The sequence below is a fragment of the Candidatus Methanocrinis alkalitolerans genome, from assembly GCF_029167205.1.
Lineage (GTDB): Archaea > Halobacteriota > Methanosarcinia > Methanotrichales > Methanotrichaceae > Methanocrinis > Methanocrinis alkalitolerans.
In genome coordinates this window covers 75759-97289 of the sequence record NZ_JARFPL010000002.1, presented here as the reverse complement: position 1 = coordinate 97289, position 21531 = coordinate 75759, and the positions used below count along the sequence as shown (strand labels likewise).

Genomic DNA, 21531 nt, shown 5'->3' with positions numbered 1-21531 from the left:
TTATGTGACCCTAAAGCAATGTGTTATATTTAGGGTAACATAACCAAAATGAAAGATCAGAGCCCTAGCGCCTCAGCCTTTAGCTTTCGGGCCTTCGCCGTGGCCGCCTCTCGGGTCATCTTCCGAGGAGAGCCGATGTACTTGTTGACGACCTTGCCACCCATTTTCCAAGACGCGAAATAGTACTCATAGGTCTTCGGCCCCTTCGCGGTGATCTTCTCCACCTGGCCGAGGTAGACGGTCACCGCCTCCAGCCTGGCCTTCTCCATTGCCTCCAGGGCCTCCTCCTTCAGCCTCTCGGCCTCTTCCAGGGCCTCCAGGGCTTTCCCTTCCATCATGGTAGCAACGGCACGGTTCGGCATATCTCGGAGGCTTTGCGCGTGTCGCCTCAATTCATGCGCCACGTCTCTCAGCTCCTTTGCTTTCCAGCCGCTGGTGGTTCGGTGGATGCTCTTCAAGGTATGTAGTTATGTGACCATTGCATGTTTCTATTTTGGAAGTAGTCACATAACTAATGGTGGGGCGTCTCGGCTCCATGCTGCGTTTTATCTGATGAGCTTGCGAGCCAAAACGACTACGAATAGCGCCATGAAAAGGTACCCAAGGATCGCTTCTATCAGAACGACACTTCTAAACAACATGTCTGGCGTAACGTCATTTTGTTTGCTGCCGGTGAACGTCATAACGCTGAAATAGAAGCTTTCAAAAAGCGAGTCGAAATAACCTAAAAAAAAGATCCAACTTATGAAGATGACACCGGACATGCAAAGGATTGTATGCAAAGGACGAACACCATATCCGCAAGATATACAGGCAATGACATCCGGAAGCTTTGACCAATCCCAACCACCCTCATCACTATACCATTTTTTTTTAGATTGACTCTGTTTTCGATATTCATAATAGCAATCTTCTGCATCTGCAAACCGCTCGATAACTTTAAAGTTTTTGATTAATGCTAGATAAGCAGGACCATCGTAAATAAGACTATCTTTAATTTGCGCCCAATTTATATACAATAAATTAAATCTTAAATGCGATAAGGATAATTTTTTACCAAACGTCGCTCCATAGAATTCTGCATTTCCTCCAAATTTAACATCCCAGAAGTAAACATCACCGTCGAACACTGTATAACTGAAGAGTGCATCCCTCCTAAAATCAGAATTCCAGAAGTCCGCATTCTTGCAGAACTCAGCTCTAATGAAATTAGCGTCACAGCCAATGAACTCAGCTCGACTAAAGTCGGCTTCTCCGCCGGTGAACTTTGCATTACCGAAATCTGCATTTCTGCCGGTGAACTTGGCTCCCCAGAAGTATACATTTCTGCCGGTGAACTTCGTTTCCCTAAAGCCAGCATTCTCGCTGAAATTGGCTCTTTCGAAATTAGCGTACCCTCTGAACTCAGCTCCCTTGAATTTAGCATCCCCGCCGAACTTAGTATAACTAAAACGAGTAACTCCACCGAACTGAGCCAAACGGAAGTCGGTTTTGCCGCCGAATTGGGCACCATCAAATCCCGCATAGTTGCTAAATATAGCCCCCTCAAAGTCGGCATTACTACTGAATCGAGCCCCCTCGAAACCGGCATGGATTTTAAAGCGTGCCCCCACGAAGCTGGAATAATATCTGAACTTAGCTTCCTCGAAGCGAGAGTAGTTGTTGAAATAGGCATTCAAGAAAACAGCTTGGTTATCGAACTGAGTCCCCGCAAAGTTGATTCGTTTTCGCATGAATCCATTGCTGAAATCTACTTTTCCATGTACCTCGGAACCTGTGATGTTTATCTCTGAGCTGACCACTACCAATTTACCCGCCGATCCTAGCTTTAACTGAAATTCGGATCTCTCAACGTGTTCAATAGGCAGATCTAGCCCACTTATGTCCAGGTCGCCCTCGACGATCACGTTGTCGTATTCGACGTCCTCGCCCCGCTCGATCTTGGCCAGGATCTCTCTGGCTGGCACTACCCTACGCTCTCTCTCCTCACCCACGCCTCACTCCTCCAGATCACCCGCCGCCAGAATCCCTTCTATCTGCTCCTTCAGGTCGAAGAGGTAATATCGATCCGTCACTCCATTTCGGGTCGTGTTTTTCGCTTGAAGCCCCGCCGCCTTCATCATCCGGCCCAGAGGCCTAGCCTCTATCCCGACGGCCTCCGCCGCTTTCATCGCCCCCTTCTCCAGATCACCATGCCAATTTTACCACCTAGAAATACACGATTACTTATATCCCAAGTTGCGGTATGTGAGCCAAATAGCTTTCGCGAAGCTCTTTGCGGTCTATGTGATCGTAGATATCGATGGCCTCTTTCCGCACGTCCCCTCTCAGCTCCTGGATGAATTCGCGGGGCATCCCCGCCCGTCGGAGGTGGGTGGTGAACCAGTGGCGGCAACAGTGGGGCGAGAAGTGGTCCTCCATTCGCTCAGAATTGGGATCGTGCAAACCAACTTGGGTGGCTACCTTTTCGACCATCCGGCTGACTCCGCTTCGTTGGATTCTTTCGCCCCTGTTGTTGATGAAGAGGGCCATTACCTGATCCTTATTTCGCGACTCTCTCACCCTCAGCCACCGCCTCAAAATGAAAGAGGTCTCGTCGTCGAAAAATACCGTCCTGTTGGTCCTCTTCGCCGTCGGCTTGAGTCGGATGCTTTGCTCCACCCAGTCGATGACGTCGACATCTACAGCAATGAGTTCCTTTCTTCTTATCCCGGTCTTCGCGAAGAGGGTGATGATCGCCTATATCCCCAGTTGCGGTATATGGGCGAGGTAGCTTTCGCGAAGCTCTTTTTCATCTATATGATCATATATATCTATGGTCTCCCTCCTAGCATCTCCGCGCAGCTCTTGGATGAATTCGCGAGGCATGCCCGCTCGGCGGAGGTGGGTGGTGAACCAGTGGCGGCAGCAGTGTGGGGTAAAGTGGTCTTCCAGTCTATCAGACTTCGGATCATGTAGACCCACCCTTTCAGCTGCCTTGACCACAGCATCGTAAATACCATTGCGGTTTAGCCGACCACCATATGCATTCAGGAATAATGCAGGATCATCCTTGAGATTCATACCAATCCGGATTTTTAGCCATCGGCGGAGCAGAAAAGCTGTCTCTTCGTCAAAAAAAATAGTCCTGTTTTTCCTTTTTGCCGTGGGTTTAAGTCTGATTTTCTGCTCGACAAAATCGACATCATAAAGGTCCAGAGTAATTAGTTCGTTGCGCCTAATACCAGTCTTTGCCAACAACGTGATTATTGCTTTGTCCCGGATATCGATTGTGGAGTTTATGAGCATAGCCATTTCATCCGCAGAGATCAGCTTTCTGGTGCGAGCATCGTCATTATTCTTGTATCGCTTGATGTATCGTTTTCTAATGGGGATCACAGGATTTGCGGAGACAATCCCTTCGAAGACCAAATATTCATAGAAGCTCGATATCGCGGAAAAGTTGGCTTCAATAGTCCTCATCGTAAATCCTTTGTAGAGTCGAAGATGCTCTATATATCCTCTGAGAGCGTTTTTATCAACTTCAACGATGCTGATTGCCTGTTCCGCAACGTAGATTGCGAAGTTTTTTAGGCTGGAATGATACGATTCAACCGATCTCTTTGTCATCCCCCGGATGGCGCAGTCCTGAAGGAATCCTTCAATTAACCTATCCATCGCCATCCTCGACCCTCAGGTTTTATCATCCCGTATTCTTCAAGCTCCTCCAGTTGGTGGGATACTGCCTGGATCTGCTCCGACTCCCTAGGATCGATATTCAGGACTTCCAACAGGCGGTAGCTGTCCACGTAATTCCCAGCTTTTAAGATCTCCACTAACTCTTTGCTGTAGCGGCGAATACCTTCAAAATTGGAGCTAAGGAAGACTTCACTTCTATAGCGCTTCAATTCGGACTCGTACCTATCTATAACGATGTCTTTCTGGCGCAGATCATCACGAAGTTTTTTGTTCTCATTCTTTACAGATTCCAGCTCATTCACCATTTCGCGACGGGGACGAAGCTCTTCGTTCTCCGCCAAGGTGCTCTCAACTATCTCGATAACGAATCTGGATAAAGGAGACTTCGCTTCGTCCGCCAAAGCCTGCCATCTCTCTTTATCAGCTTTGGATGGGAGGTAGAGCCAAACGTACCTCGATCTATCGGGTTTGACCAATTAAGTCACCGATATGGAATTGATCCGCAAGTATATAAAGCTTTACCTGTAAAACAGTGATCAAATCCGGGTCTGGGCACTAATTTTCTTTAGGCATGAAGCCGCATCCTCACCTCAATTCGCTTCATATTATTCGACTAAACCGAAACGTTCTTCGCGTTTGATGGCAGAAAGGATAAGTGGTGATTTACGATGGCGTTGCACAAGAAGATCATTAAGGTGCTGGCTCTGGTAGGCATAAGCAGGATCCTCAGATTCTTTAAAAAGAGGTATAAGCGGCGCCGTCAAACCTGCCGACTTTTTCTCTCACCGATCGATCCCCGCTGGCCCGTGGGAAGACACCGATAAATTTTTCACGGACCTTGACCGCCTTCCCAAGAGAGAGGATGGAGAGGAGGGCAGAGGAGATGATACTGAAACTGATCTTACGGGCGGTGGCCGGCGATGGCAGAGATCGATGACCTATTGCGGGCTCTGAAGAGCGGCGATCTGCATTCCCGCACGATGGCGGCTTATGCCCTCGGGAGGATCGGCGACCCCGGGGCCACAGAGCCCCTCATCGAAGCCCTGAAGGACGGGGAAGGGAGGGTCCGGGAGCGGGCCGCCTGGTCCCTGGGGGTCATCGGCGACCCCGGAGCCGTCGGTCCCCTAATCGAAGCTCTGAAGGGTGACGGGGACCAGATGGTTCGATCGAGGGCCGCCTACGCCCTCGGTCAGATCGGTGATGCCGGGGCACTCGATCATCTGATGGCGGCCCTCGGCGATGAGAATAAAGGGGTCCGATGGAGGGCGGTGGAGGCCCTCGGGAGGATCGGCGACCCTAGGGCGGTCGATCCCCTCATCGACGGACTGGGGGATGCCATATGGTCCGTCCGATCCAGGGCCGCCTGGTCCCTCGGGAGGATCGGCGACCCTCGGGCGGTCGATCCCCTCATCGAAGCTCTGAAAGACGGATATGAGCACGTCCGCCGGAACGCCGCCCTCGCCCTCTGCCGGATAGGCGACCCCCGGGCGGCGGGACCCCTCGCCGAGGCGCTGGACGACGAGGCGCCGTCGGTTCAAAGGGCGGCAAAACAGGCGTTGGAGAGGCTGGAGGCGGATTAGCCCCCTCCCCACCCCTCCCCCATCCTTCACACCCCCCCCACAATTTTTGGTGGGCGGTGGCGATGATGCCTGGTCCCCGGCGGGGGAAATGGCGCCTTCACCGAAATTGCTGCCGTTTCTGGGGGCCGGGGGGCGGCGGACGAGTCGGGATGGGCCCACAGATAGATGGTCTTCTGCGTCAGCCCTCTTCTTCTTCGACGGTTTTGACATTTTGTAACGGCGCAATTGTTATAAACTTTCAGCGCTGATATCGATATTGGGGAGAAGACGAGCTAAGCCGTTGAGGTTAGTGAGATGAGAAGATTTGTATTGGCATTGGGCTTATTGGCGTTGGTTTGCCTATGTTTGGGTGCCGCTGCGATCGCTTCGGCGAAAGAGGATCCGGGTCCTGAGCCCCCAGACTGGCTCTCGTCCGGCGTCGGCAGCATCACCTACTACGGATCATTCGGCGATCCCATCGGAATGGAATTTTATGATGATTGGCTGCTACACGACGAATGGTATCCTGTAGCGCGATCGTTCCTGGATGGGGGGGCATACTGGAGATATTATGGTGGGTACTATGGTGCGTACGGCCATCCCATCGCATGGAGATATTATGATGATAGGCTGTTCCACGACGAATGGTACCCAGTAGCGCGGGCATTTCTGGACGGCACTACATATTATGGGACATATGGCCTCGACCGCTATCAGCCAGTCTATATAGATGGGAGCTGGTGGAGAGATCCGCGAGGATATAGGCCGATATACAGGAGAGGGCCGGGATACGTATTGGGCGCCCCCTGGTACGTTTTAGGCTCCACGGTACCCCCCGACGCCCCTCCTTCGTACCCTTGATGCCCGGAGAGGAGCCGCACGGTGCATCAGAGCCGGGTGCCCCTGGGCGTCTGGGTCGCCTAGCGCCTCCTCGCAACAGTTTATCTATCGACTCTGGATACCTGCCGAGCATTTATAGAGACGCACCCTTCAGCGTCCAGCTTTGGGAGTTACGATCATATCTTTAAATTGAGTAACTATTCAGCCCACCGCAAACAGCATCATCAGACCCGCTCTTAGAGATCTCGTGTGGCCAGTTCCAGAAAGCTAACTTCAAGTAACCTCGGCATTGGATATCGTTTTTCATTTTGGTGCAAGTTGTTGATCGGCATACCGTTATAATCAAAGTCAGCATCATGCGGGCGATTCGGTATAGCTGAATAGTTACTAAATTGATATATCAGCACAAGCTAAAGCAAGTTCATAATGTTCGTTCATTGGTCATCGGTTAAGCCAAACAACCGCATTGAATTGCCCGCCGATAGCGGTTCTCTAAGACAAACAATTAAAAATTTATCTAAATCGCCTGCTAATCCCCACGTTTAGATATCACACACAGGGTATTCATCGCGTCGTTTTTCATGGCATAGGGTATATTGAAATATAATTTAATAATGAAAAGAATAACTCTTTACATAGAAAACTATCAAAATACCCTTAACCGATGACAAATGAATGTTCGTTATCATAATAATCCGTAGCTTCATAATACCAATATCTTGCACGTATCTGATCTAATATTCTATACTTATCATCTACATCTATCACGAAAGTACACTCACTAACTCTACTTTACAAGTTTTCCCTCGGTCGAGCGTAGTTTATGAACTACCCCTGCGTCTCACACAATACGGGAGCTTTGCGAAGTCAAATGAGGCATACATATCCAAATGAAACTAGAATATATTCCGCGTAATTTTTAGAAAATATATGCTAAAACCAAAACTTCGAAAGTAGAGTCACTAAAGAGAACCGTACTCGAACCTGCAGGAAAACCTGGTGCCATGGCATGATAGTCTTCCACATTAAAATTCACATCACCCGCCACGACATCGCATTGATCCGCCGACACTGTAAAAGCCAACGAAGAGAAGAGAATGAAGGCAAATTCAACGGGAATTTGTATCTTCTTTAGCATATTCAAGCTTATCCCCTCCCATTAGTACAGACGGATCGGTTCGCCTTTATTCCCCATTTCATCTATGTACCAAGCCGGAATTCTTATGGAACCACCTATTCCTGGTTGTATTGAAAGCTTCCGTTTAGCCTCTTCTTTCCGGGAAATCGCTATCTTCCTATTCATCGCAAGTATACCATTGCTCGGATCTATTCGTAGACCTTCATCAAAACATCGGATTGCTTCATCATACTTGCCCCACCTCAGAAAAACATTACCCTTGTTATTCCATGCATATTTAAATTTGGGGTCCAACTGCAAAGCAACTTCGAAGTAAATCAGCGCCTCATCGTCTCGCCCCAAATTGGACAAACTAATCCCAGCCTCGTTCCAAAACTCAGGGCGGCTAGAATTAAGTTGTATTGCCTTTTCGTAACACTCTAAAGACGTTTCATGCGCCCCTTGGTTCGCAAAAGTTCCACCTCGCAAGAACCATTCTTCCGCGCTTGGAGGGTCGAGGCGATCTCTCACAATACCGAGCACTTCGTTGTATTCGCCAGTGCTAAGCTGTCCGTTCACTGGCGTTATCGCTAGCACTGCTAGTATCAGCACAGCAAAAATTGGTTCCGATCTCGTCTTAATCCGGCATTCCGCAGGTAGGCTATGAAAAACCGAGAATTTTTGGCTTATCTTGATGTGCATAAAATCAAATCTAATACTCAATTATTGTTAATAATAATTTTAGTTGAATCTGTTAACACCGTGTTAACAATTCAGTTTCTTATAAAAAAGAGTCTATTATATTCTAAGTCTTTATGGCGCTGGCCTGATTTGACCTCGATAATGCGTCGAATGATATCTATTCTCAAAAAATCGATAGCAGGAAAATTAATGAGCGTTCAAACCGTTAATGCGAAATGCCGGCTTAATCACCCACCTGGAACGGAAGGGCATTATTAATGAAAAAGTTTTTGGCATGATCGGTGGGCTGGTCACTGACCCGAATCGTGCCTTTCGCTCCTCCGCACCCCATTCACCAAAAAGCGTATATCCGAGCGCCCCCATAATAATAAGATTGACCGATAAAAAAGAGGTGACAAATAATGAGAAGAAGGAGATACCCGTCCATATTCGACGCCTTCGAGGGGCTCTTCAGAGGCTTCCCCTTCGAGGAGGAGCGCGAGGAGGGGCTCTATAGAGACCCCTTCGACGACCTGATCAGGAGGTTCCAGGAGGAGATCCCCGAGGACCTGAAGGAGCTGGTCCGGGAGGAGGAGAGCCCCGCGGGGACGTCCCGGCGCTACGGCCCCTTCGTCTACGGCTTCAGCTACACCGCGGAGCCGGGCAAGGAGCCGACCTTCCGGGAGTTTGGGAACATCCGTCCCGGCCGCGGCGGCATCGAGCCGAGCGCGGGGCGAGAGCCGCTGGTCGACGTGATGGAGGACGGCGACCTCTACAAGATCTTCGCCGAGCTTCCGGGGGTGGATAAGGAGAGCATCAAGCTCGACTCCACGGAAAGAGCGGTGCGGATCGAGACGACGGGCGATAAGAAGTTCGCCAAGACGATAGACTTCGACTCCGAGGTCGATCCCGATAGCGCCAAAGCCAGCTATAAGAACGGGGTTCTCTCCGTCGAGCTGGAGAAGAAGGTGAAGGCGGAGAAGGGCAAGGAGATCAAGATCGAGTAAATTGATTTTTTAATGCGGGCGCGCCGGCGGTTGCCAGCGATGCCGCAGGCCAGGTGACCCAGAAACCTCCTCCTCCCCGCAAGTCTGCAAGCGACAGTTATCCGCGGTAGGTCTGCTCCCTTCCGGGCCTGAACCGGTCCCCGCAGTTGAGATGAACAGACCTGCCCTCCGGCAGACCCGGACATCAATGCCGTCCCCACAGGGCGGAGAATCACAGTCGGCAACTGGACTGAACCTGCAACACCCTCAGTCGTCCACTGGCTTCGTCCCCCGCATATCGGCGATCTCGGGTTACAGGTGACGCCGAGCCACCCGGACTAGCCCGCGGATAACAGAGTCATTTGGGAGAACATAAACCTAACGCAAGAATAGACCAGAATTTGAACCGAGGTGGTGCTAGATGATGGAAGAGATGATAGGCTTTGTCATGGGAAATAAGCAGAGGATAAAGATATTGGAAGTGATCGAGTCCAAGGGGCCCCAGCCCGCCGAGAAGATAGCCAAGTTCGGCAGGCTCACCGCCCCCGTGGTGGGGCGGACCCTGGAGGAGGTCGCAGGCAAGGGGCTCTTGAAGGAGACGGACGGGGTCTGGAAGTTCACCGACCTGGGGGTCGAGCTATCGAAAGAGCTGAAGAAGAGGGGGTGATCCTGATGGAAGTCTCCGAGGCGATAAAAAAGAGGAGGAGCATCAGGAAGTACCAGCCCCGAAAGATCGAGAACGATAAGCTCGACCGGATCTTAGAGGCGGGCAGGCTCGCTCCTTCAGCGAAGAACCTCCAGGAGTGGAAGTTCGTCGTCGTTCGGGACGATGGGCGGAGGAAGCGGCTCGCTGAGGCGGCGAAGGGTCAGACCTTCGTCGGCGAGGCCCCTGTGGTGATCGCTGCATGCGCCACCGTCACCGACTACGTCATGACCTGCGGCCAGCTGACCTACCCCATCGACCTCGCCATCGCCGTCGACCACATGACCCTCCAGGCGGCGGCGGAGGGGCTGGGAACCTGCTGGATCGGGGCGTTTTACGAGGAGGAGGTCAAGAAGGTCCTGAGCATACCCCCAGAGGTGAGGGTCGTGGCGCTCCTTCCCATCGGCTACCCCGCCGAGGAGCCCCCCGCATCGAGGCCGCGAAAGGAGATGGACGAGATCGTCGCCTTCGAGAGCTGGGGATGAGGAGGCGATTTGGGGTCTTGGGACCGGAATTTCGAGGTCGGTGAAGTTAAGTGGAGTTAGGTGGAGTTAGGTGGAGGTCGAGATTGAGGCGGTGAGAATTATGGTCGAAAAAGTGATCAAGACCGACGATGAATGGAAGAGGCTCCTCGGCCGCGATGAGTACCTCGTCACCAGGAAGAGGGGGACGGAGCCCCCCTTCTCCGGCAAGTACTACAACTTCAAGGGCGAGGGGGTCTACCGCTGCGTCGCATGCGCAAACGACCTCTTCTCCTCAAAGGCGAAGTTCGACTCGGGCTCCGGTTGGCCCAGCTTCTGGGAGCCGATCTCCGAGGAGAGCGTCGAGGAGAGGGAGGACAGAAGCTACGGGATGGTCAGGGTCGAGGTGGTCTGTGCGCGGTGCGACTCCCACCTGGGCCACGTCTTTGAGGACGGGCCGCCTCCGACGGGGCTTCGATACTGCATCAACTCTGTGGCTCTGAAGTTCGTCCCCGAGGACGAGCTGAATTCCGAGGGGTGAAGATATCGAAATTTGAAGGCTGATTCTTTTGGCGGAGCACATGCTGGAGATGGCCGGGGCTCTCGTCCGGGTGAGGGATGGAGAGATCGAGGTTCTGACAGATCCGAAGGTCGAACGGTGCCCCCTCCGAAGCGGCCTCTACGGGATCGAGGCGGAGTCGAAAGAGACCGTCGAGGCGGTCCTCAGAGGCCACATCGAAGAGCTGGGGATGTACGGACCCCATCGTGTTTTAGAGTTGAATGAGCGGCCCGTCAGCTTCGGCGCCTCGGAGATGATCGCCGACGCCATGAGGACCGGTCTCGTCGATGCCGCCGTCGTAGTCTGCGAGGGGGCGGGGACGGTCGTTGCAGCGAGGCCCGAGGTCGTCGCCGCCCTGGGCGCCCACATGACCGGCCTCGTCAGAACCGAGCCGATCGAGGAGGTCCAGTCTGGCCTTCGAGAGAGGGGCTGCCTCCTCCTCGACGACCTTTGCACCATAGATCAGGTCGAGGGTTACAAGAGGGCTCTAGCCGCCGGTTTTGAGAGGGTTGTCGTCACCATCACAGGAAGGAGGGCCTTCGAGGCAGAAGAGATCAGAAAGACGGCTTCGCCTTCGGCGGGCGGGTCGGCGCCGGGGGAGGGACCGGTCATATTTGCGGTCCACAACATCGGCTTGACGGTGGAGGACGCCCGAGTCCTCGCCGAGACCTGCGACGTCGTCTGGGGCTGCGCCTCGCGGCAGGTCAGGGAGGTGGTGGGAAGGCAGGCGAAGCTTCAGATCGGGATCTCGATACCCGTATTCGCCCTCACCAACCGGGGCAAAGGGCTCGTCCTCAATCGGGCCCTCGCCTTCGACGAGAGCCTGGTGATGCACAGGGCGACTCTTCCTTACGGGCCGGAGGAGAAGCTGCCGGAGCCCCTCTTTTGAGGTGGGCCCGCCTATCCGATCCTCTCCACCTTCAGCCCGACGTTGTCCACCTTCGTCGATATCGCAATCGCAAGGCCCATCGGCGCGAGGATCTCGTCCATCTCTTTCTCCGACCGCTCCGTCACGACGGCGATGGACGGCCCTACAGAGCTCATACCGACGAACTCCAGCCCCGCCTCCCGGAGGCGGCTCATATGCTGGTAGATGAGAAAACCGTGGTGCTCGACCTCCGCCCGCTTCGAGCCCCGGAACTCGATCTCCCAGATGACCTCCCCGATCTTCTTCAAATCCCCCCGCTCCAGGGCGGGGATCAGGTCCATCAGGATGAAGTAGGCCTTAAGCTCCCGGTCCTGATAGTCGAGGTTTCGGGCCCGGTTCATCAGGAGGTCGAACTCCTCCCTCCCCGACGATGAGACCGTCGTCTCAGGGATGATCACGAAGACGTTCTTTCCTTCCGCGAAGGGATGGTGGTAGGCGAGGGCCAGCTCGTCGCCCATCACCGCCATCCCTCCGTAGGTTACGGCGGCGGGGCCAACGCCGGTCTCAAAGCCCAACGTCACGCGGCCGTCCTCCGTCTCCTCGACGTAGTTGCTTCCGATGAGGAGGCGGATCTCGTCTTTTGTCAGGGGCTCCCCCAGTGCTACGTTCATGGCGGTGGCGAGGGCGACGAGGACCGAGCCGGTGGAGCCGAGGCCGACGTGCTTGTTCTCGTGGTCGCGGACTTTGATCGAAAAGCCGCCGGAGTAGCCCGTCGCCTCCTTGAAGACGGCGACGAAGTGGCGGACGATCGGCTCTCGAGAGTAGTCGATTGAAGTCTCCCGCGGCGTGCACTCCACTTCCGCAAAGCAGCTGATCTGCAGGGCGAAGCCGACGCCGCCGCCGCCGGGCCTGTTGGGGGCAAACCGGTTCATGTCCAGGACGGTGAGGTGGATCCTCCCCGGCGCCGTAGCCCTCACCTTCCCCTCCACGGGCGCAAGGTGGCGCCCCTCGATCCCCAGGGCGTTGATCTTCTCGCCCGGGGAGAAGGGGCTGAACTCGTACTCCACCAGGTCCAGGTCCCCGCCCCGGATCTTCATCTTGGGCATCTCAGGGGCCTCCTCCGCGTCCTGTCCCAATAATCGAGCTTCCTGCGACCATGATCTCCTAAGCTTCAGTCAAAGTATATTCTCTTGGCGGCGGGCGTCTCGGTGGCGAAGGAGGGGGGTCGGCATGCAGAAGCCCTGCATTGGAGGGGGTGCATCCCGCACTGGGGCGCGTCCCGGGAAGGCCTGGCCCGGGTCATCGATCGGATCGACCCGGGCCGGATCGTCCTCATCAACACCTGAGGCGTGGGGGTGGTTCGCCGATCGCTTCGAGGGGGTGGGGGTGGCGGAGGAGGGGGTGGCGGAGGAGGGGGTGGCGATCGAGTTCTAGATGGTGGGGGGGGATGCTCCGACTGGGGCCGGTAGGGCTTGAAAGCCGAATTCACAAGGTATCGATTATGTTCTCAAATTTAAATTTGCTTAGCAGATCCAAATTCTTCTTAGATATATTTAGGGATTATACAATAGAATTATATTCTAGATGTTAGAATGTCTATCTTCATTTCTCTCTAATTGAAAAAACCTTCTGCGGATGATTCGTCACGCATCTGATTAAAGAGTATCTGGAAGCGTTATTATGTTACGTTCTGTAAGTACCATATCGATGATTTTTAAAGGATCATTTGAAACTTTTGCGAGAGAATATGGATATTGTTTAAGTACTTCATTTCCAACTGCGACCATATGTTTATGGCTATTTTTTAATATTTTTATATATATTAAAAAAATGAGAGTATTTTGAATTTTTATTTCGTTAGACTGTACTGTTGAATCCTGTGGTGGTGCAAAATATTACGTTATCGCAGTATGGTGGTTTCAAAAGGCCACCACCATAAGATTCAACAGAATCAGCTAAGGGGGCACGCCGTAGGATCTTCGGGTGTTCCCCGATCTTCATGGAAACATTTTTCTTGGGTCGTGACAAGCCCCTTCTCAAGAGGGTGACTAATACGAAACTGAATGCGATTCTGTGCGTGTTGGCTCTGGCTGCATTGGCCATGCCTGTGTGTGGCCAGGAGACTGCTGAGGAGTGGCTAGAGAAGGGTCGAGTACTATTTAGCGAGGGTAGTTATGACGAAGGCGTTCTAGCGATTGAAGAAGTTATCAAGCTTGATCCAGATGGTGCCTTGGCGTGGACCGGTAAAGGCATGGTTCTTGTAGCACAGGGCAACTATACCGAAGCTATCCAGGCTTATGACGAAGCCATAAGGCTAGATCCTGGATGCACCCAAGCCTGGGTTCGTAAAGGCGTTGCTCTCTATAGTCAGGGAAACTACTCTGAGGCCATACAGGCTTACGATGAAGCCATACGGTTGTATTCTGAGGATGAATTGGCCTGGTATAACAAAGGCGTTGCTCTCCTCCAGCAGGGCAAGTTGGATGAGGCACTCCAGCAATTTGATGAGACAATCAGGCTAGATCCCGAGTATGCCGATGCTTGGAATGGCAAAGGCGTTGCTCTCGCAGGTCAAGGCAAGTACGACGAGGCGATCCAAGCTTACGACGAAGCCATCAGGCTAGACCCAGAGAACGCTGTAGTCTGGAAGAATAAGGGAGATGTTCTTAATGATCAGGGCAAATATGACGAAGCTATCCAGGCTTATGACGAGGCTATCAGAATCGATCCCGAAGATCCTCGGGCCTGGTTTGAAAAGGGTCTTGTTCAAGTTTTCCATGGCAACTGCACCGAGGCGATACAGGCGTATGATGAAGCCATCAGGCTAGACCCTGAGAACGTTTTACTCTGGGGACTTAAAGGCTTTAGTCTAGCTCGCTTGGGCAAGGATCAAGAGGCGATCCAGGCTTATGATGAAGCCATCCGTCTCGATCCTGAAGATTCCGTGGTTTGGAGAAACAAAGGTGACGCTCTCATGAAGCAGAGCAAATATGATGAAGCCATCCAGGCTTATGATGAGGCCATCAAAATTAATCCTGATTATGTCGACGCATGGCATAACAAAGGTGTCGCTCTGCTGAAGTTGAAACGTTACTCTGAAGCCGATGCTGTTTTAGCTGCACTTGGACGTGATACGGAGTGCGATGGTGAAGTTCGTCTTCAATACGAGGTCACTGATGACACCTGGATGGATGCTGGAACAGATGAGGTGGGGGATGGGTTCAGGGTATACTTAATCCTTGATGCAGGCATGGTGGTTCAGAAAATATGTGTCCAGGCGTTTGGAACAGTTACGGTTGACGTATACAAAGACTATCCGAGCGGGAAAGTGGTGACCAAGACGTTCGAGGTTACGGGGGACGATTACTACTGTGCGACTAGCACTACAGGGGAAACGGACCTAGTGTACCTATCGCCCAGAATTAGTAACAGTGAGATCAAACTAGGTGGCGAACCTGAACGGTTTGATATCATCATTACATTCAAGACCGAGAATGGGTATACCTTCAAGGAGGATGACTACCTCTACATATGATGCTGATGTGTCAAAAGCAGCGAGATGAGGCGACGAAGCTCCGATCTATCCGGGGATGGAACCGGTGGCGAAGGAGGGGGTGGGGATCGAGTTCTAGAAGGTGGGTGGGGGGCGCCCTCCCGCCATCCCATCCGGGTTTTGATCTAGGTGATGCTCCGAGATGCCGACGATCTTCTAGGCAAATGTTAATGAAGATGATGGCCCTCCTTCTACAAGAATAGGGATAATTGTGAGGCGTTAGGATGATATATAAATGGGACCACTTGAATCATCTGCAGTTGGGCAAATACGCTGAATATTTCGTGAAGATGGAATTTACGCTAGCGGGATTCGATGTTTATACGCCCGAGGTCGACGATAAAGGTATAGATTTTATAGCTCGAAAAAATGAAAATACATATTATGATATTCAGGTCAAATCTGTTAGAGGACTCAACTACATTTTTTTACCGAAACACAAATTCGATCTAAGGAAGAATTTGCTGGTTGCCATTGTGCTTTTCGAAGAAGGTAAGCCGCCGAAGATGTCTCTTATACCTTCATCAGAGTGGTCCAATCCCAACCGCTTGCTGGTAAGTCGTGATTATGAAGGGAAAAAGAGCAAGCCCGAATGGGGGCTGAATATATCTAAAAAGAATTTGGATTTGCTTAATAAATTTGAATTTGATAAAATAATTGAAACCCTGTGATTATTGAATGCCAGATCGTAGCGAAGGTCGTTGGGGGTGGTGATCGAGGCAAAGGGCGGGACTCCAGGGAGATCCTGGGGTAAGTGGTCAGGGGCGAAGGTCTCGCCAGGGCTGGTTAATTTCATATAAAAGCTTAAAGCCAGTTGTGGCTCTGCATCGAAAAATCTTCTTTAGAGGCTCTCGCTTAAACGGACGTTCTCATCTTCTCCTCTTGGACCTCCCTGAGAGTCCTACCGCGATCATCTTTCCAATCGATTCGCCCATTGGCCGACCTGCCCTGGACGACCCCTGCAGCCGTCGAAGGCGAGTTGAAGAGATAATCCTGTGAGAACTCAAGGTTATCTCCGCTAGGTATCAATACACCCTGCGATTGAAGCTCTTTCCTGAGTTCTGAAAGATAGCGATGGATTGATGCGACTTCGGAACAAACGGCTTTCGATCCCTGGAGGACCAGAAAACCCTCTGGGCTCTCATAACCTCTTGCGGAGATTCCTTTCGCCTCGATGGAGAATAGATGCCTTGATCTCCTCTTTGTCCCGAGAGCCTTTTCAAAGACGGTTAGGCCGAGGAGAGGGAATATGCTCAACATGTCCGCCAGGAAGCTTTCAGCGTCAGCAGCGTCGGCTTCAGATAGGGCGGGCGTTTGAGGTGCGTTTATATTGTCGATAGCGGACCGTTTGGCCTGCCTGGCCATGTCGAGCAACCTCGCCTCTAAATGCTGGACATGGGCTTTGTTAAGGCTGCCATCGGTGGCGACGAAGAAGACCACCCAGGTCCAAAACTCTTTGTTGCCATAATGCTGCTCCAACCTCGGCCCGACCGCATCCCCCTCGCCTATGTATATCTTGGGCAGCTCCCCCTCTTCGGGAGGGCCTACCAGGACGTAAACTCCTGGTTGGGTGAACTCCTTTCTGCCTTTTACCGCAGGCAAAAGAGGTCTTGGACATACTAAACCGCATCCCGTCCAATTGGACTTCGATATTATCCTCAATCCTGCAGGGTTTCCATCGTGGCAAAAGATTTTGATCGAAAATGGTCGGGGCATCGGGGTCTGCTCAGTATTCGTGATATCTCCACCCATTTAACAGACCTCATTATAGCTTATCGATCTTCCGGCCTCCACCATCTGAAGGCATCAGATAGTCCTTCGACATGCGATATAAACCTATTTTTCAATTATCGATTTAGCGGCTGCGTTTTGGCAATTGGTTGTAGCCAATATGATGATCGTTTGACCGGAGAGATCGAATGAATTCGATCTCCTATCTTTGCTTAAGTAGATCTTTCCGTTCCGGTAAGTGATCTTGTAGACTAACTTCATCAGAGATACGACCTTTAGCTTCCCCGGAAAAGACCAACAAAATATACCGTAGTAGCCCGGCAAGGATTCGAACCTTGGTGACGAGGTCCAGAGCCTCGTATGATTGACCGCTACATCACCGGGCTTCAGCACGCCAGATTTCGCTTTTCATGTATTAACCTGTCGATCCGGCCGCCACCTCCGGCCCCTCATCTGTAGTCGAGAAGGACGATCAGGGGCCCATCTACCTCTTCAGCAAGCCTCTCCTTCGAGACCTCGAAGGTGGTGGCCGGCCTCTCGACCTTCTGGCCCGAGAGGAACCGGTCGGGAGGGTCGACCTTGAAGGTGAGGGCCGGGGTCATAAAGTGCATCGGGATGACGACCTTCGGCTTTATCTGGCCGACGACCTCCTTGGCGCCTCCGGCGTCGATGGTGTAGACCCCACCGACGGGGATCATCAGAACGTCCACTTCGCCGAGGGCGGCGGCGTCTTCTTCGCTGAGGAGGTGGCCGAGGTCGCCGAGGTGGCAGATCCTGACGCCGTCCATCTCGAAGCAGAATATGGTGTTATCGCCCCGGAGCTCTCCCTTCTCCTCGTCGTGATACGTCTGGAAGCCTTCGAACCTGATCCCGGCGGCCTCCTTCTCTCCCGGCCCCTTCACCACCGCCGGTCGGCCCTGAAGGGCCTCGACGTTGTTGTGGTCGTGGTGGTCGTGGCTGACGGTGACGGCGTCGGCCCTGAAGGGCCTCGACGTTGTTGTGGTCGTGGTGGTCGTGGCTGACGGTGACGGCGTCGGCCCTGATCCTCGGGAGGGGGTAGCCGACGGCCTCGTCGAAGGGGTCTGTTACTACGACCTTCCCCGAACCGTCCTCGATCCTGAAGCAGGAGTGGCCCAGCCATCTTATCTTCAAAATGATCACCGAAGATGATTATTGATCTTATAGGATAATAATTATTCGATTCGGTAACTCGATTCGATCACTTGACCCGGGCGTCGATGACGGCGTGGAGCATCCCCGGCGAGTACTTCTTCACCCTTGCCCGCCTCTCGATCTGCACCGACCTTCCCGCCCGCTCCGCTGCCTCCGTCAGATCTTCTTCGAGCTTTTCGGGATAGAGCCGCTCGGGGACGGTCTGGTGGTAGTGGAGGACTCCACCGGTCCGGAGGGCGGCGATACCGGCGTCGAGGTAGCGGTCCGTCGTCCCGACATACCCCATCACTGCCCGGTCGGCGACGCCCTTTGGGGTGGCAACGGCGCAGTCGCCCTGGATGGGGACGACGATTCCATCGACGCCGTTGAGCCGCACGTTCTCGACGAGGTAGCCGAAGGCGACCGGATTGATCTCGATGGCGAAGATCCTCTTGGGGCGGGAGTGGACCGCCATGGGGAGGGTGAAGTAGCCGATCCCGGCGAACATGTCGACGACGGTCTCGCCTCTGCCGAGGCGGCCCATCCTCATCCTCTCCCGCATGTTCCCCGGCGAGAACATCGTCTTCATGGGGTCGAGCTTGAAGGCGACCCCGTCCTCCCGGTGGACCGTCTCGGTGGCGGGGTCGCCTGCAATGAGCTCTCGGTCCGGCTCCCGGAAGGGACCGGCTACCCCCCGGTCCAGGAGGACGGAGGAGCAGCGGGGGTAGATCGCCAGGAGAGCGTCGCCGATCTTCCCCTTGAGGTGATGGATCCGGGGGTCGATCTTGACGGCGATCACCCTCCCCAGGATCGACCATCCCCGCGGGAGGAGGTTCCTCTCTTCGGCGCAGATGTCCTCGCCGAAGAAGGCGGCGAGGTCTGGAATGGTCTCGTAAAACTCGGGGGCGTTCTGGAGGACTACCACCATCCCCGGCGGGGCGGAGGTCACGGGTATCTCTACCATCTCGCCCTTTGAGACGGTCTTACGTCTGGGGTCCAGGAGGCCCAGTCGGCGGGCCCGCTGTAGCGTTCTCTGGGCCTCTCTCCTCGGTACCGGGACCGCCAGATGCTCTCTTGGCATTGTAGATCTGATCGAATTCCAGGGGGTCTGCGGTGGTGTTGGACCAGAGGTTTATGGTGCTGTTGGTCCTGCTGACCCTATAGTCTTTGTCGTAGACTAGGACCGACGACTCGTAACCTTCGGGTATCGCCAGGTTGAAGGTGACGGGGACGAGGATGTACTCGTCGGTGAGGGCGACCGAGACGCTGGCGTTGTTGCTGGAGACGAGCTGGATGACGGTGTTGTTGGTGTAATATATCGTTACTATCCCGCCGGTGGCGCTGATGCTCTTGTCCACGTCCGGGGGGAGGACGAGCTCCACCTTGCTCTCCAGCCCCTTGGGGTTTGTTATGTCCAGGTTGAGATAGGAGTTGCCGGAGGCGTTTGTCAGGTAGGCGGAATAGCTGACGAAATCCGACGGCGGAGGCGGGATCGCCGGAGGCTCCGGCGCCTCGGAAGGCCATAAGTAAAAGCCTGCTACGATGAGGAGGAGGCCGATGCCGGCGATGACGAGGGCCTTCTTATCCCTCCACCATCCACCAGACCCCTTCTCCGGCCTCTTCGGTGGGTTCCTCGGCTGAAAGGCCGGAGGAGGGGTCTTATCTGCCGGCGGCTCCCTCTCCACCCCGGAGGCTTGCGGGCCGAAGATCTCCTCCGGTTTTTCCATCTCGACGAAGGCGACGGGCTCGGTCTCATCCTCCGCCGCCTCGGAGGTCTTCACCGTGGGGATTTCGGCTCCCATCGTCCCTTCGGCCTTCTTCTCCTCCGGCTCGAGGGGAGGCTCCTCAGGGGGCGCCACCGGCTGGGGCCTCGCCTCTTCTTTTGCCCCTGCCTCCTCCGCGCCGGGAGGCCTTCTCTCGTCTTCTCCATCAGCCGCTTCGTCTTCGTCTTCGCCCCGGGGTTCAGCCTCTTCGGCCGAAGGCGCCGTGGGGCGGTCCGGCTCCTCCCCCCTCCCCACGTCGAATCCCTCCGGCGGAGCGGGGGGCTCTCCTTCCACCAAACCCTCCGATCCCTCCTCGAGATCCTCCTCTTCCCCCTCCGTCTCGTCTCCTTCGGGGCCCGACTCCTCGGTCCGCGGACCTGCCGAGGGCTTATCCCTCTTGGGCAAGACGACCTCGCCGTTCTCCAGGTCTAAAATGAGGTCGGTATAGGTCCCCGTCTCGTCGACGAACCGTCTGGCCTTGGGTATGAGATAGGATATCCCGGAGATCTTCACCTCCTCGAAGAAACCGGTGGACCTCATCAGCCGGTCCTTGTAGGCGTATATGGCGCCGCTGTCCATCCTCGACTCGATCTCGCTGAGGCTCGGGAAGCGGTCCTCCTCCTCCGCGACCTCTCTTGTGGCCCTGGCATAAGCCTCGAAGAATACCCGGCTCATCCTGTTGAGGCGGTTGGTATACCGTCGGTCGAAGAGGAAGGAGAAGCTTTCGCCGCTCACCGTCTCCCTCTCCGCCGCTACCTCGCGCCAGACCGAGTACGAAACGTCCATCGGTGGTAGAAAAGTCTTCGCCATGATAAGTATTTTTGTATCCCCTCTCCACCAGGACGAGGACGAAAAGGGGGCGCGGAGGTCTCACGTAGCTCTTATATGAAAGCTACCTTTAAATTCCGGAGGGGCCCTAGTTCGGTTCGATGAAGACGGTTCCTTTGGTGCCGGTCCTCCTGGTCTTTCTGGTGGTGGGGATCCACGTAGAGCAGGGGCTTGACCGCTACCATGTGGGTGTGGGGGAAGATGTATTGGTGACGCTCCGCCTCGGCAACACCGGGGAGTCTGCCCTGGACGTCAGCGTAGTTCCGGGGGTCCCTGATGGTCTTCTGGTCCTCGATCCGGGGGTCAGGACCGTGAATATACCGCCGGGAAATTCGGCGTCCGTCGACTATCCGGTTAGGGGCGAGAGCCCGGGCCAGTACGCAATATCATCCCAGGTGATCTACACCGACGAAGAGGGTCGATCCCGCCACATCAGGTGCGGTGACAGGAACGGCAGGCTTCTGACGGTGGTCTAGACGGCCGTCTCCTCCAGAAGCTCCGACCTTGTGAAGATCGACTCGAGGCGGTATCCGACGTCGGCTAGCCGTTCGCTTCCGCCCTCCTCCCGGTCGAGGATGGCGATCGCCTGGATCGGCTCGTAGCCCTCTCCCTTCAGCCTCTCGATGGACTTTATGAGGGACGACCCCGTGGTGACGACGTCGTCGACGACCGCCACCTTCGACCCCTGGGGGAGGGTCGGCCCTTCTACGAACTTTCCGGTACCGTGCCCCTTGGCCTCCTTTCTTATGATCAGCGCCGGAAGGTCCCTCCCCCCGAGGTGGCCGACGACGGATACGGCCGCAACTATGGGGTCTGCTCCCAGGGTCATCCCGGCGACGGCCGCCGCCTCAGGGTCTATCATATCGAGGATCAGCCTCCCCGTCAGGTACGCCCCCTCCGGATGGAGGACGACCTCTCGGGCGTCGACGTAGTAGTCGCTCACCCTCCCCGAGGAGAGGGTGATCTTCCCCCTCCGAAGAGCCCTCGTCCTCAACAGCTCCAAAAGCCTCTCTCTCTCGTCCATGACCTGGACGATGGGGGCGGGGGATATA

Annotated in this window: 25 protein-coding genes, 1 tRNA gene, 1 other RNA gene and 2 pseudogenes; 11 read left to right on the top strand and 18 right to left on the bottom strand. The window is 54.4% G+C overall.

Going from position 1 to position 21531, the window contains the following annotated elements; translation table 11 throughout:
- Nucleotides 1-56: 56 nt before the first annotated feature.
- The 6 genes from P0O24_RS01220 to P0O24_RS01195 form a co-directional block, all read right to left on the bottom strand.
- A complete protein-coding gene (locus tag P0O24_RS01220; RefSeq protein WP_316967914.1) occupies nt 57-458 on the bottom strand; it encodes a hypothetical protein in 402 nt (133 codons plus the stop codon).
- Nucleotides 459-545: 87 nt separating this feature from the next.
- Nucleotides 546-1994, bottom strand: coding sequence for a pentapeptide repeat-containing protein (locus P0O24_RS01215; RefSeq protein WP_316967913.1), 1449 nt, complete (start codon nt 1992-1994; stop codon nt 546-548).
- Between the two features lie 3 nt (nt 1995-1997).
- Nucleotides 1998-2171, bottom strand: coding sequence for a hypothetical protein (locus P0O24_RS01210; RefSeq protein WP_316967912.1), 174 nt, complete (start codon nt 2169-2171; stop codon nt 1998-2000).
- Between the two features lie 55 nt (nt 2172-2226).
- The gene (locus P0O24_RS01205; RefSeq protein WP_316967920.1) at nt 2227-2733 is read right to left on the bottom strand and encodes a tyrosine-type recombinase/integrase; all 507 of its coding nucleotides are present in this window, start codon (nt 2731-2733) and stop codon (nt 2227-2229) included.
- 6 nt (nt 2734-2739) lie between these two features.
- Entirely contained in the window at nt 2740-3663 is a 924-nt protein-coding gene (locus P0O24_RS01200; protein WP_316967911.1) for a tyrosine-type recombinase/integrase, read from the bottom strand.
- Nucleotides 3645-4154, bottom strand: coding sequence for a hypothetical protein (locus P0O24_RS01195; protein ID WP_316967910.1), 510 nt, complete (start codon nt 4152-4154; stop codon nt 3645-3647). Before P0O24_RS01195 ends, P0O24_RS01200 begins: the two co-directional genes overlap by 19 nt.
- 444 nt (nt 4155-4598) lie before the next feature.
- On the opposite strand from P0O24_RS01195, the gene P0O24_RS01190 reads away from it, so the two are divergent.
- A complete protein-coding gene (locus P0O24_RS01190) occupies nt 4599-5258 on the top strand; it encodes a HEAT repeat domain-containing protein (RefSeq protein ID WP_316967909.1) in 660 nt (219 codons plus the stop codon).
- Nucleotides 5259-5552: 294 nt separating this feature from the next.
- Nucleotides 5553-6098 (top strand): hypothetical protein, encoded by a 546-nt coding sequence (locus tag P0O24_RS01185; protein WP_316967908.1) that lies wholly within the window; start codon nt 5553-5555, stop codon nt 6096-6098.
- An 898-nt stretch (nt 6099-6996) separates the two neighbouring features.
- Here the strand turns inward: P0O24_RS01185 and P0O24_RS01180 are convergent.
- Both P0O24_RS01180 and P0O24_RS01175 read right to left on the bottom strand, forming a co-directional pair.
- Nucleotides 6997-7221 (bottom strand): hypothetical protein, encoded by a 225-nt coding sequence (locus P0O24_RS01180; RefSeq protein WP_316967907.1) that lies wholly within the window; start codon nt 7219-7221, stop codon nt 6997-6999.
- A gap of 15 nt (nt 7222-7236) precedes the next feature.
- Nucleotides 7237-7896 carry a tetratricopeptide repeat protein gene (locus tag P0O24_RS01175; protein WP_316967906.1) on the bottom strand — a complete coding sequence of 220 codons (660 nt, stop codon included), beginning with the start codon at nt 7894-7896 and terminating at the stop codon, nt 7237-7239.
- 401 nt (nt 7897-8297) lie between these two features.
- Here P0O24_RS01175 and hsp20 point away from each other — a divergent pair, with 401 nt between their 5' ends.
- Complete coding sequence (gene hsp20, locus P0O24_RS01170) at nt 8298-8882, top strand: archaeal heat shock protein Hsp20 (protein WP_316967905.1); 585 nt, start codon at nt 8298-8300, stop codon at nt 8880-8882.
- 12 nt (nt 8883-8894) lie between these two features.
- Here the strand turns inward: hsp20 and ffs are convergent.
- Nucleotides 8895-9210, bottom strand: an RNA gene (gene ffs / locus P0O24_RS01165) — signal recognition particle sRNA.
- Between the two features lie 72 nt (nt 9211-9282).
- Here ffs and P0O24_RS01160 point away from each other — a divergent pair.
- The 4 genes from P0O24_RS01160 (at nt 9283) to P0O24_RS01145 (ending at nt 11473) form a co-directional block, all read left to right on the top strand.
- Nucleotides 9283-9528, top strand: coding sequence for a transcriptional regulator (locus P0O24_RS01160; RefSeq protein ID WP_316967904.1), 246 nt, complete (start codon nt 9283-9285; stop codon nt 9526-9528).
- Between the two features lie 5 nt (nt 9529-9533).
- On the top strand, nt 9534-10049 hold the full coding sequence (locus tag P0O24_RS01155) for a nitroreductase family protein (protein WP_316967903.1): 516 nt from the start codon (nt 9534-9536) through the stop codon (nt 10047-10049).
- A gap of 100 nt (nt 10050-10149) precedes the next feature.
- Complete coding sequence (msrB, locus tag P0O24_RS01150; protein WP_394356647.1) at nt 10150-10566, top strand: peptide-methionine (R)-S-oxide reductase MsrB; 417 nt, start codon at nt 10150-10152, stop codon at nt 10564-10566.
- A gap of 28 nt (nt 10567-10594) precedes the next feature.
- Entirely contained in the window at nt 10595-11473 is an 879-nt protein-coding gene (locus P0O24_RS01145) for a DUF2099 family protein (RefSeq protein WP_316967901.1), read from the top strand.
- An 11-nt stretch (nt 11474-11484) separates the two neighbouring features.
- On the opposite strand, the gene P0O24_RS01140 is transcribed toward P0O24_RS01145, so the two are convergent.
- Nucleotides 11485-12558: a GHMP family kinase ATP-binding protein gene (locus P0O24_RS01140; RefSeq protein ID WP_316967900.1), complete on the bottom strand. Its 1074-nt coding sequence runs from the start codon at nt 12556-12558 to the stop codon at nt 11485-11487.
- Between the two features lie 124 nt (nt 12559-12682).
- Between P0O24_RS01140 and P0O24_RS01135 the strand changes: the two genes are divergently transcribed.
- Nucleotides 12683-12886 (top strand): hypothetical protein, encoded by a 204-nt coding sequence (locus tag P0O24_RS01135; RefSeq protein WP_316967899.1) that lies wholly within the window; start codon nt 12683-12685, stop codon nt 12884-12886.
- Between the two features lie 221 nt (nt 12887-13107).
- Here the strand turns inward: P0O24_RS01135 and P0O24_RS01130 are convergent, their stop codons facing one another.
- On the bottom strand, nt 13108-13239 hold the full coding sequence (locus P0O24_RS01130) for a hypothetical protein (protein WP_316967898.1): 132 nt from the start codon (nt 13237-13239) through the stop codon (nt 13108-13110).
- A 227-nt stretch (nt 13240-13466) separates the two neighbouring features.
- Between P0O24_RS01130 and P0O24_RS01125 the strand changes: the two genes are divergently transcribed.
- On the top strand, nt 13467-14987 hold the full coding sequence (locus P0O24_RS01125) for a tetratricopeptide repeat protein (RefSeq protein WP_316967897.1): 1521 nt from the start codon (nt 13467-13469) through the stop codon (nt 14985-14987).
- Between the two features lie 278 nt (nt 14988-15265).
- Nucleotides 15266-15676, top strand: coding sequence for a hypothetical protein (locus tag P0O24_RS01120; RefSeq protein ID WP_316967896.1), 411 nt, complete (start codon nt 15266-15268; stop codon nt 15674-15676).
- 184 nt (nt 15677-15860) lie between these two features.
- Here P0O24_RS01120 and P0O24_RS01115 read toward each other — a convergent pair whose 3' ends face one another.
- The 6 genes and pseudogenes from P0O24_RS01115 to P0O24_RS01090 form a co-directional block, all read right to left on the bottom strand.
- The gene (locus tag P0O24_RS01115; RefSeq protein ID WP_316967895.1) at nt 15861-16757 is read right to left on the bottom strand and encodes a GIY-YIG nuclease family protein; all 897 of its coding nucleotides are present in this window, start codon (nt 16755-16757) and stop codon (nt 15861-15863) included.
- Between the two features lie 292 nt (nt 16758-17049).
- Nucleotides 17050-17122, bottom strand: a tRNA-Gln gene (locus P0O24_RS01110).
- 63 nt (nt 17123-17185) lie between these two features.
- Nucleotides 17186-17683 (bottom strand): annotated as a pseudogene (locus P0O24_RS01105) (MBL fold metallo-hydrolase); the annotation flags it as partial.
- 157 nt (nt 17684-17840) lie between these two features.
- Nucleotides 17841-17897: pseudogene (locus P0O24_RS12500) on the bottom strand (hypothetical protein); the annotation flags it as partial.
- 58 nt (nt 17898-17955) lie between these two features.
- Nucleotides 17956-18969: a class I SAM-dependent methyltransferase gene (locus P0O24_RS01095; protein WP_316967893.1), complete on the bottom strand. Its 1014-nt coding sequence runs from the start codon at nt 18967-18969 to the stop codon at nt 17956-17958.
- Nucleotides 18872-20437: a hypothetical protein gene (locus P0O24_RS01090; protein ID WP_316967892.1), complete on the bottom strand. Its 1566-nt coding sequence runs from the start codon at nt 20435-20437 to the stop codon at nt 18872-18874. The genes P0O24_RS01095 and P0O24_RS01090 overlap by 98 nt, the downstream gene beginning before the upstream one ends.
- Before the next feature lie 143 nt (nt 20438-20580).
- Between P0O24_RS01090 and P0O24_RS01085 the strand changes: the two genes are divergently transcribed.
- On the top strand, nt 20581-20955 hold the full coding sequence (locus P0O24_RS01085) for a hypothetical protein (protein ID WP_316967891.1): 375 nt from the start codon (nt 20581-20583) through the stop codon (nt 20953-20955).
- Here P0O24_RS01085 and pyrE read toward each other — a convergent pair.
- The gene (gene pyrE / locus P0O24_RS01080) at nt 20952-21503 is read right to left on the bottom strand and encodes an orotate phosphoribosyltransferase (RefSeq protein WP_316967890.1); all 552 of its coding nucleotides are present in this window, start codon (nt 21501-21503) and stop codon (nt 20952-20954) included. The genes P0O24_RS01085 and pyrE overlap by 4 nt on opposite strands.
- Nucleotides 21504-21531: the final 28 nt, after the last annotated feature.

Coding starts and splice junctions, on each gene's coding strand:
- P0O24_RS01210 (WP_316967912.1), bottom strand. CDS start 2,171: ATGAAAGCGGCGGAGGCCGTCGGGATAGAGGCTAGGCCTCTGGGCCGG.
- P0O24_RS01200 (WP_316967911.1), bottom strand. CDS start 3,663: ATGGCGATGGATAGGTTAATTGAAGGATTCCTTCAGGACTGCGCCATC.
- P0O24_RS01190 (WP_316967909.1), top strand. CDS start 4,599: ATGGCAGAGATCGATGACCTATTGCGGGCTCTGAAGAGCGGCGATCTG.
- P0O24_RS01185 (WP_316967908.1), top strand. CDS start 5,553: ATGAGAAGATTTGTATTGGCATTGGGCTTATTGGCGTTGGTTTGCCTA.
- P0O24_RS01175 (WP_316967906.1), bottom strand. CDS start 7,896: ATGCACATCAAGATAAGCCAAAAATTCTCGGTTTTTCATAGCCTACCT.
- hsp20 (WP_316967905.1), top strand. CDS start 8,298: ATGAGAAGAAGGAGATACCCGTCCATATTCGACGCCTTCGAGGGGCTC.
- P0O24_RS01160 (WP_316967904.1), top strand. CDS start 9,283: ATGATGGAAGAGATGATAGGCTTTGTCATGGGAAATAAGCAGAGGATA.
- P0O24_RS01155 (WP_316967903.1), top strand. CDS start 9,534: ATGGAAGTCTCCGAGGCGATAAAAAAGAGGAGGAGCATCAGGAAGTAC.
- msrB (WP_394356647.1), top strand. CDS start 10,150: ATGGTCGAAAAAGTGATCAAGACCGACGATGAATGGAAGAGGCTCCTC.
- P0O24_RS01140 (WP_316967900.1), bottom strand. CDS start 12,558: ATGCCCAAGATGAAGATCCGGGGCGGGGACCTGGACCTGGTGGAGTAC.
- P0O24_RS01135 (WP_316967899.1), top strand. CDS start 12,683: ATGCAGAAGCCCTGCATTGGAGGGGGTGCATCCCGCACTGGGGCGCGT.
- P0O24_RS01130 (WP_316967898.1), bottom strand. CDS start 13,239: ATGGTCGCAGTTGGAAATGAAGTACTTAAACAATATCCATATTCTCTC.
- P0O24_RS01115 (WP_316967895.1), bottom strand. CDS start 16,757: ATGGGTGGAGATATCACGAATACTGAGCAGACCCCGATGCCCCGACCA.
- P0O24_RS01095 (WP_316967893.1), bottom strand. CDS start 18,969: ATGCCAAGAGAGCATCTGGCGGTCCCGGTACCGAGGAGAGAGGCCCAG.
- P0O24_RS01090 (WP_316967892.1), bottom strand. CDS start 20,437: ATGGACGTTTCGTACTCGGTCTGGCGCGAGGTAGCGGCGGAGAGGGAG.
- P0O24_RS01085 (WP_316967891.1), top strand. CDS start 20,581: ATGAAGACGGTTCCTTTGGTGCCGGTCCTCCTGGTCTTTCTGGTGGTG.
- pyrE (WP_316967890.1), bottom strand. CDS start 21,503: ATGGACGAGAGAGAGAGGCTTTTGGAGCTGTTGAGGACGAGGGCTCTT.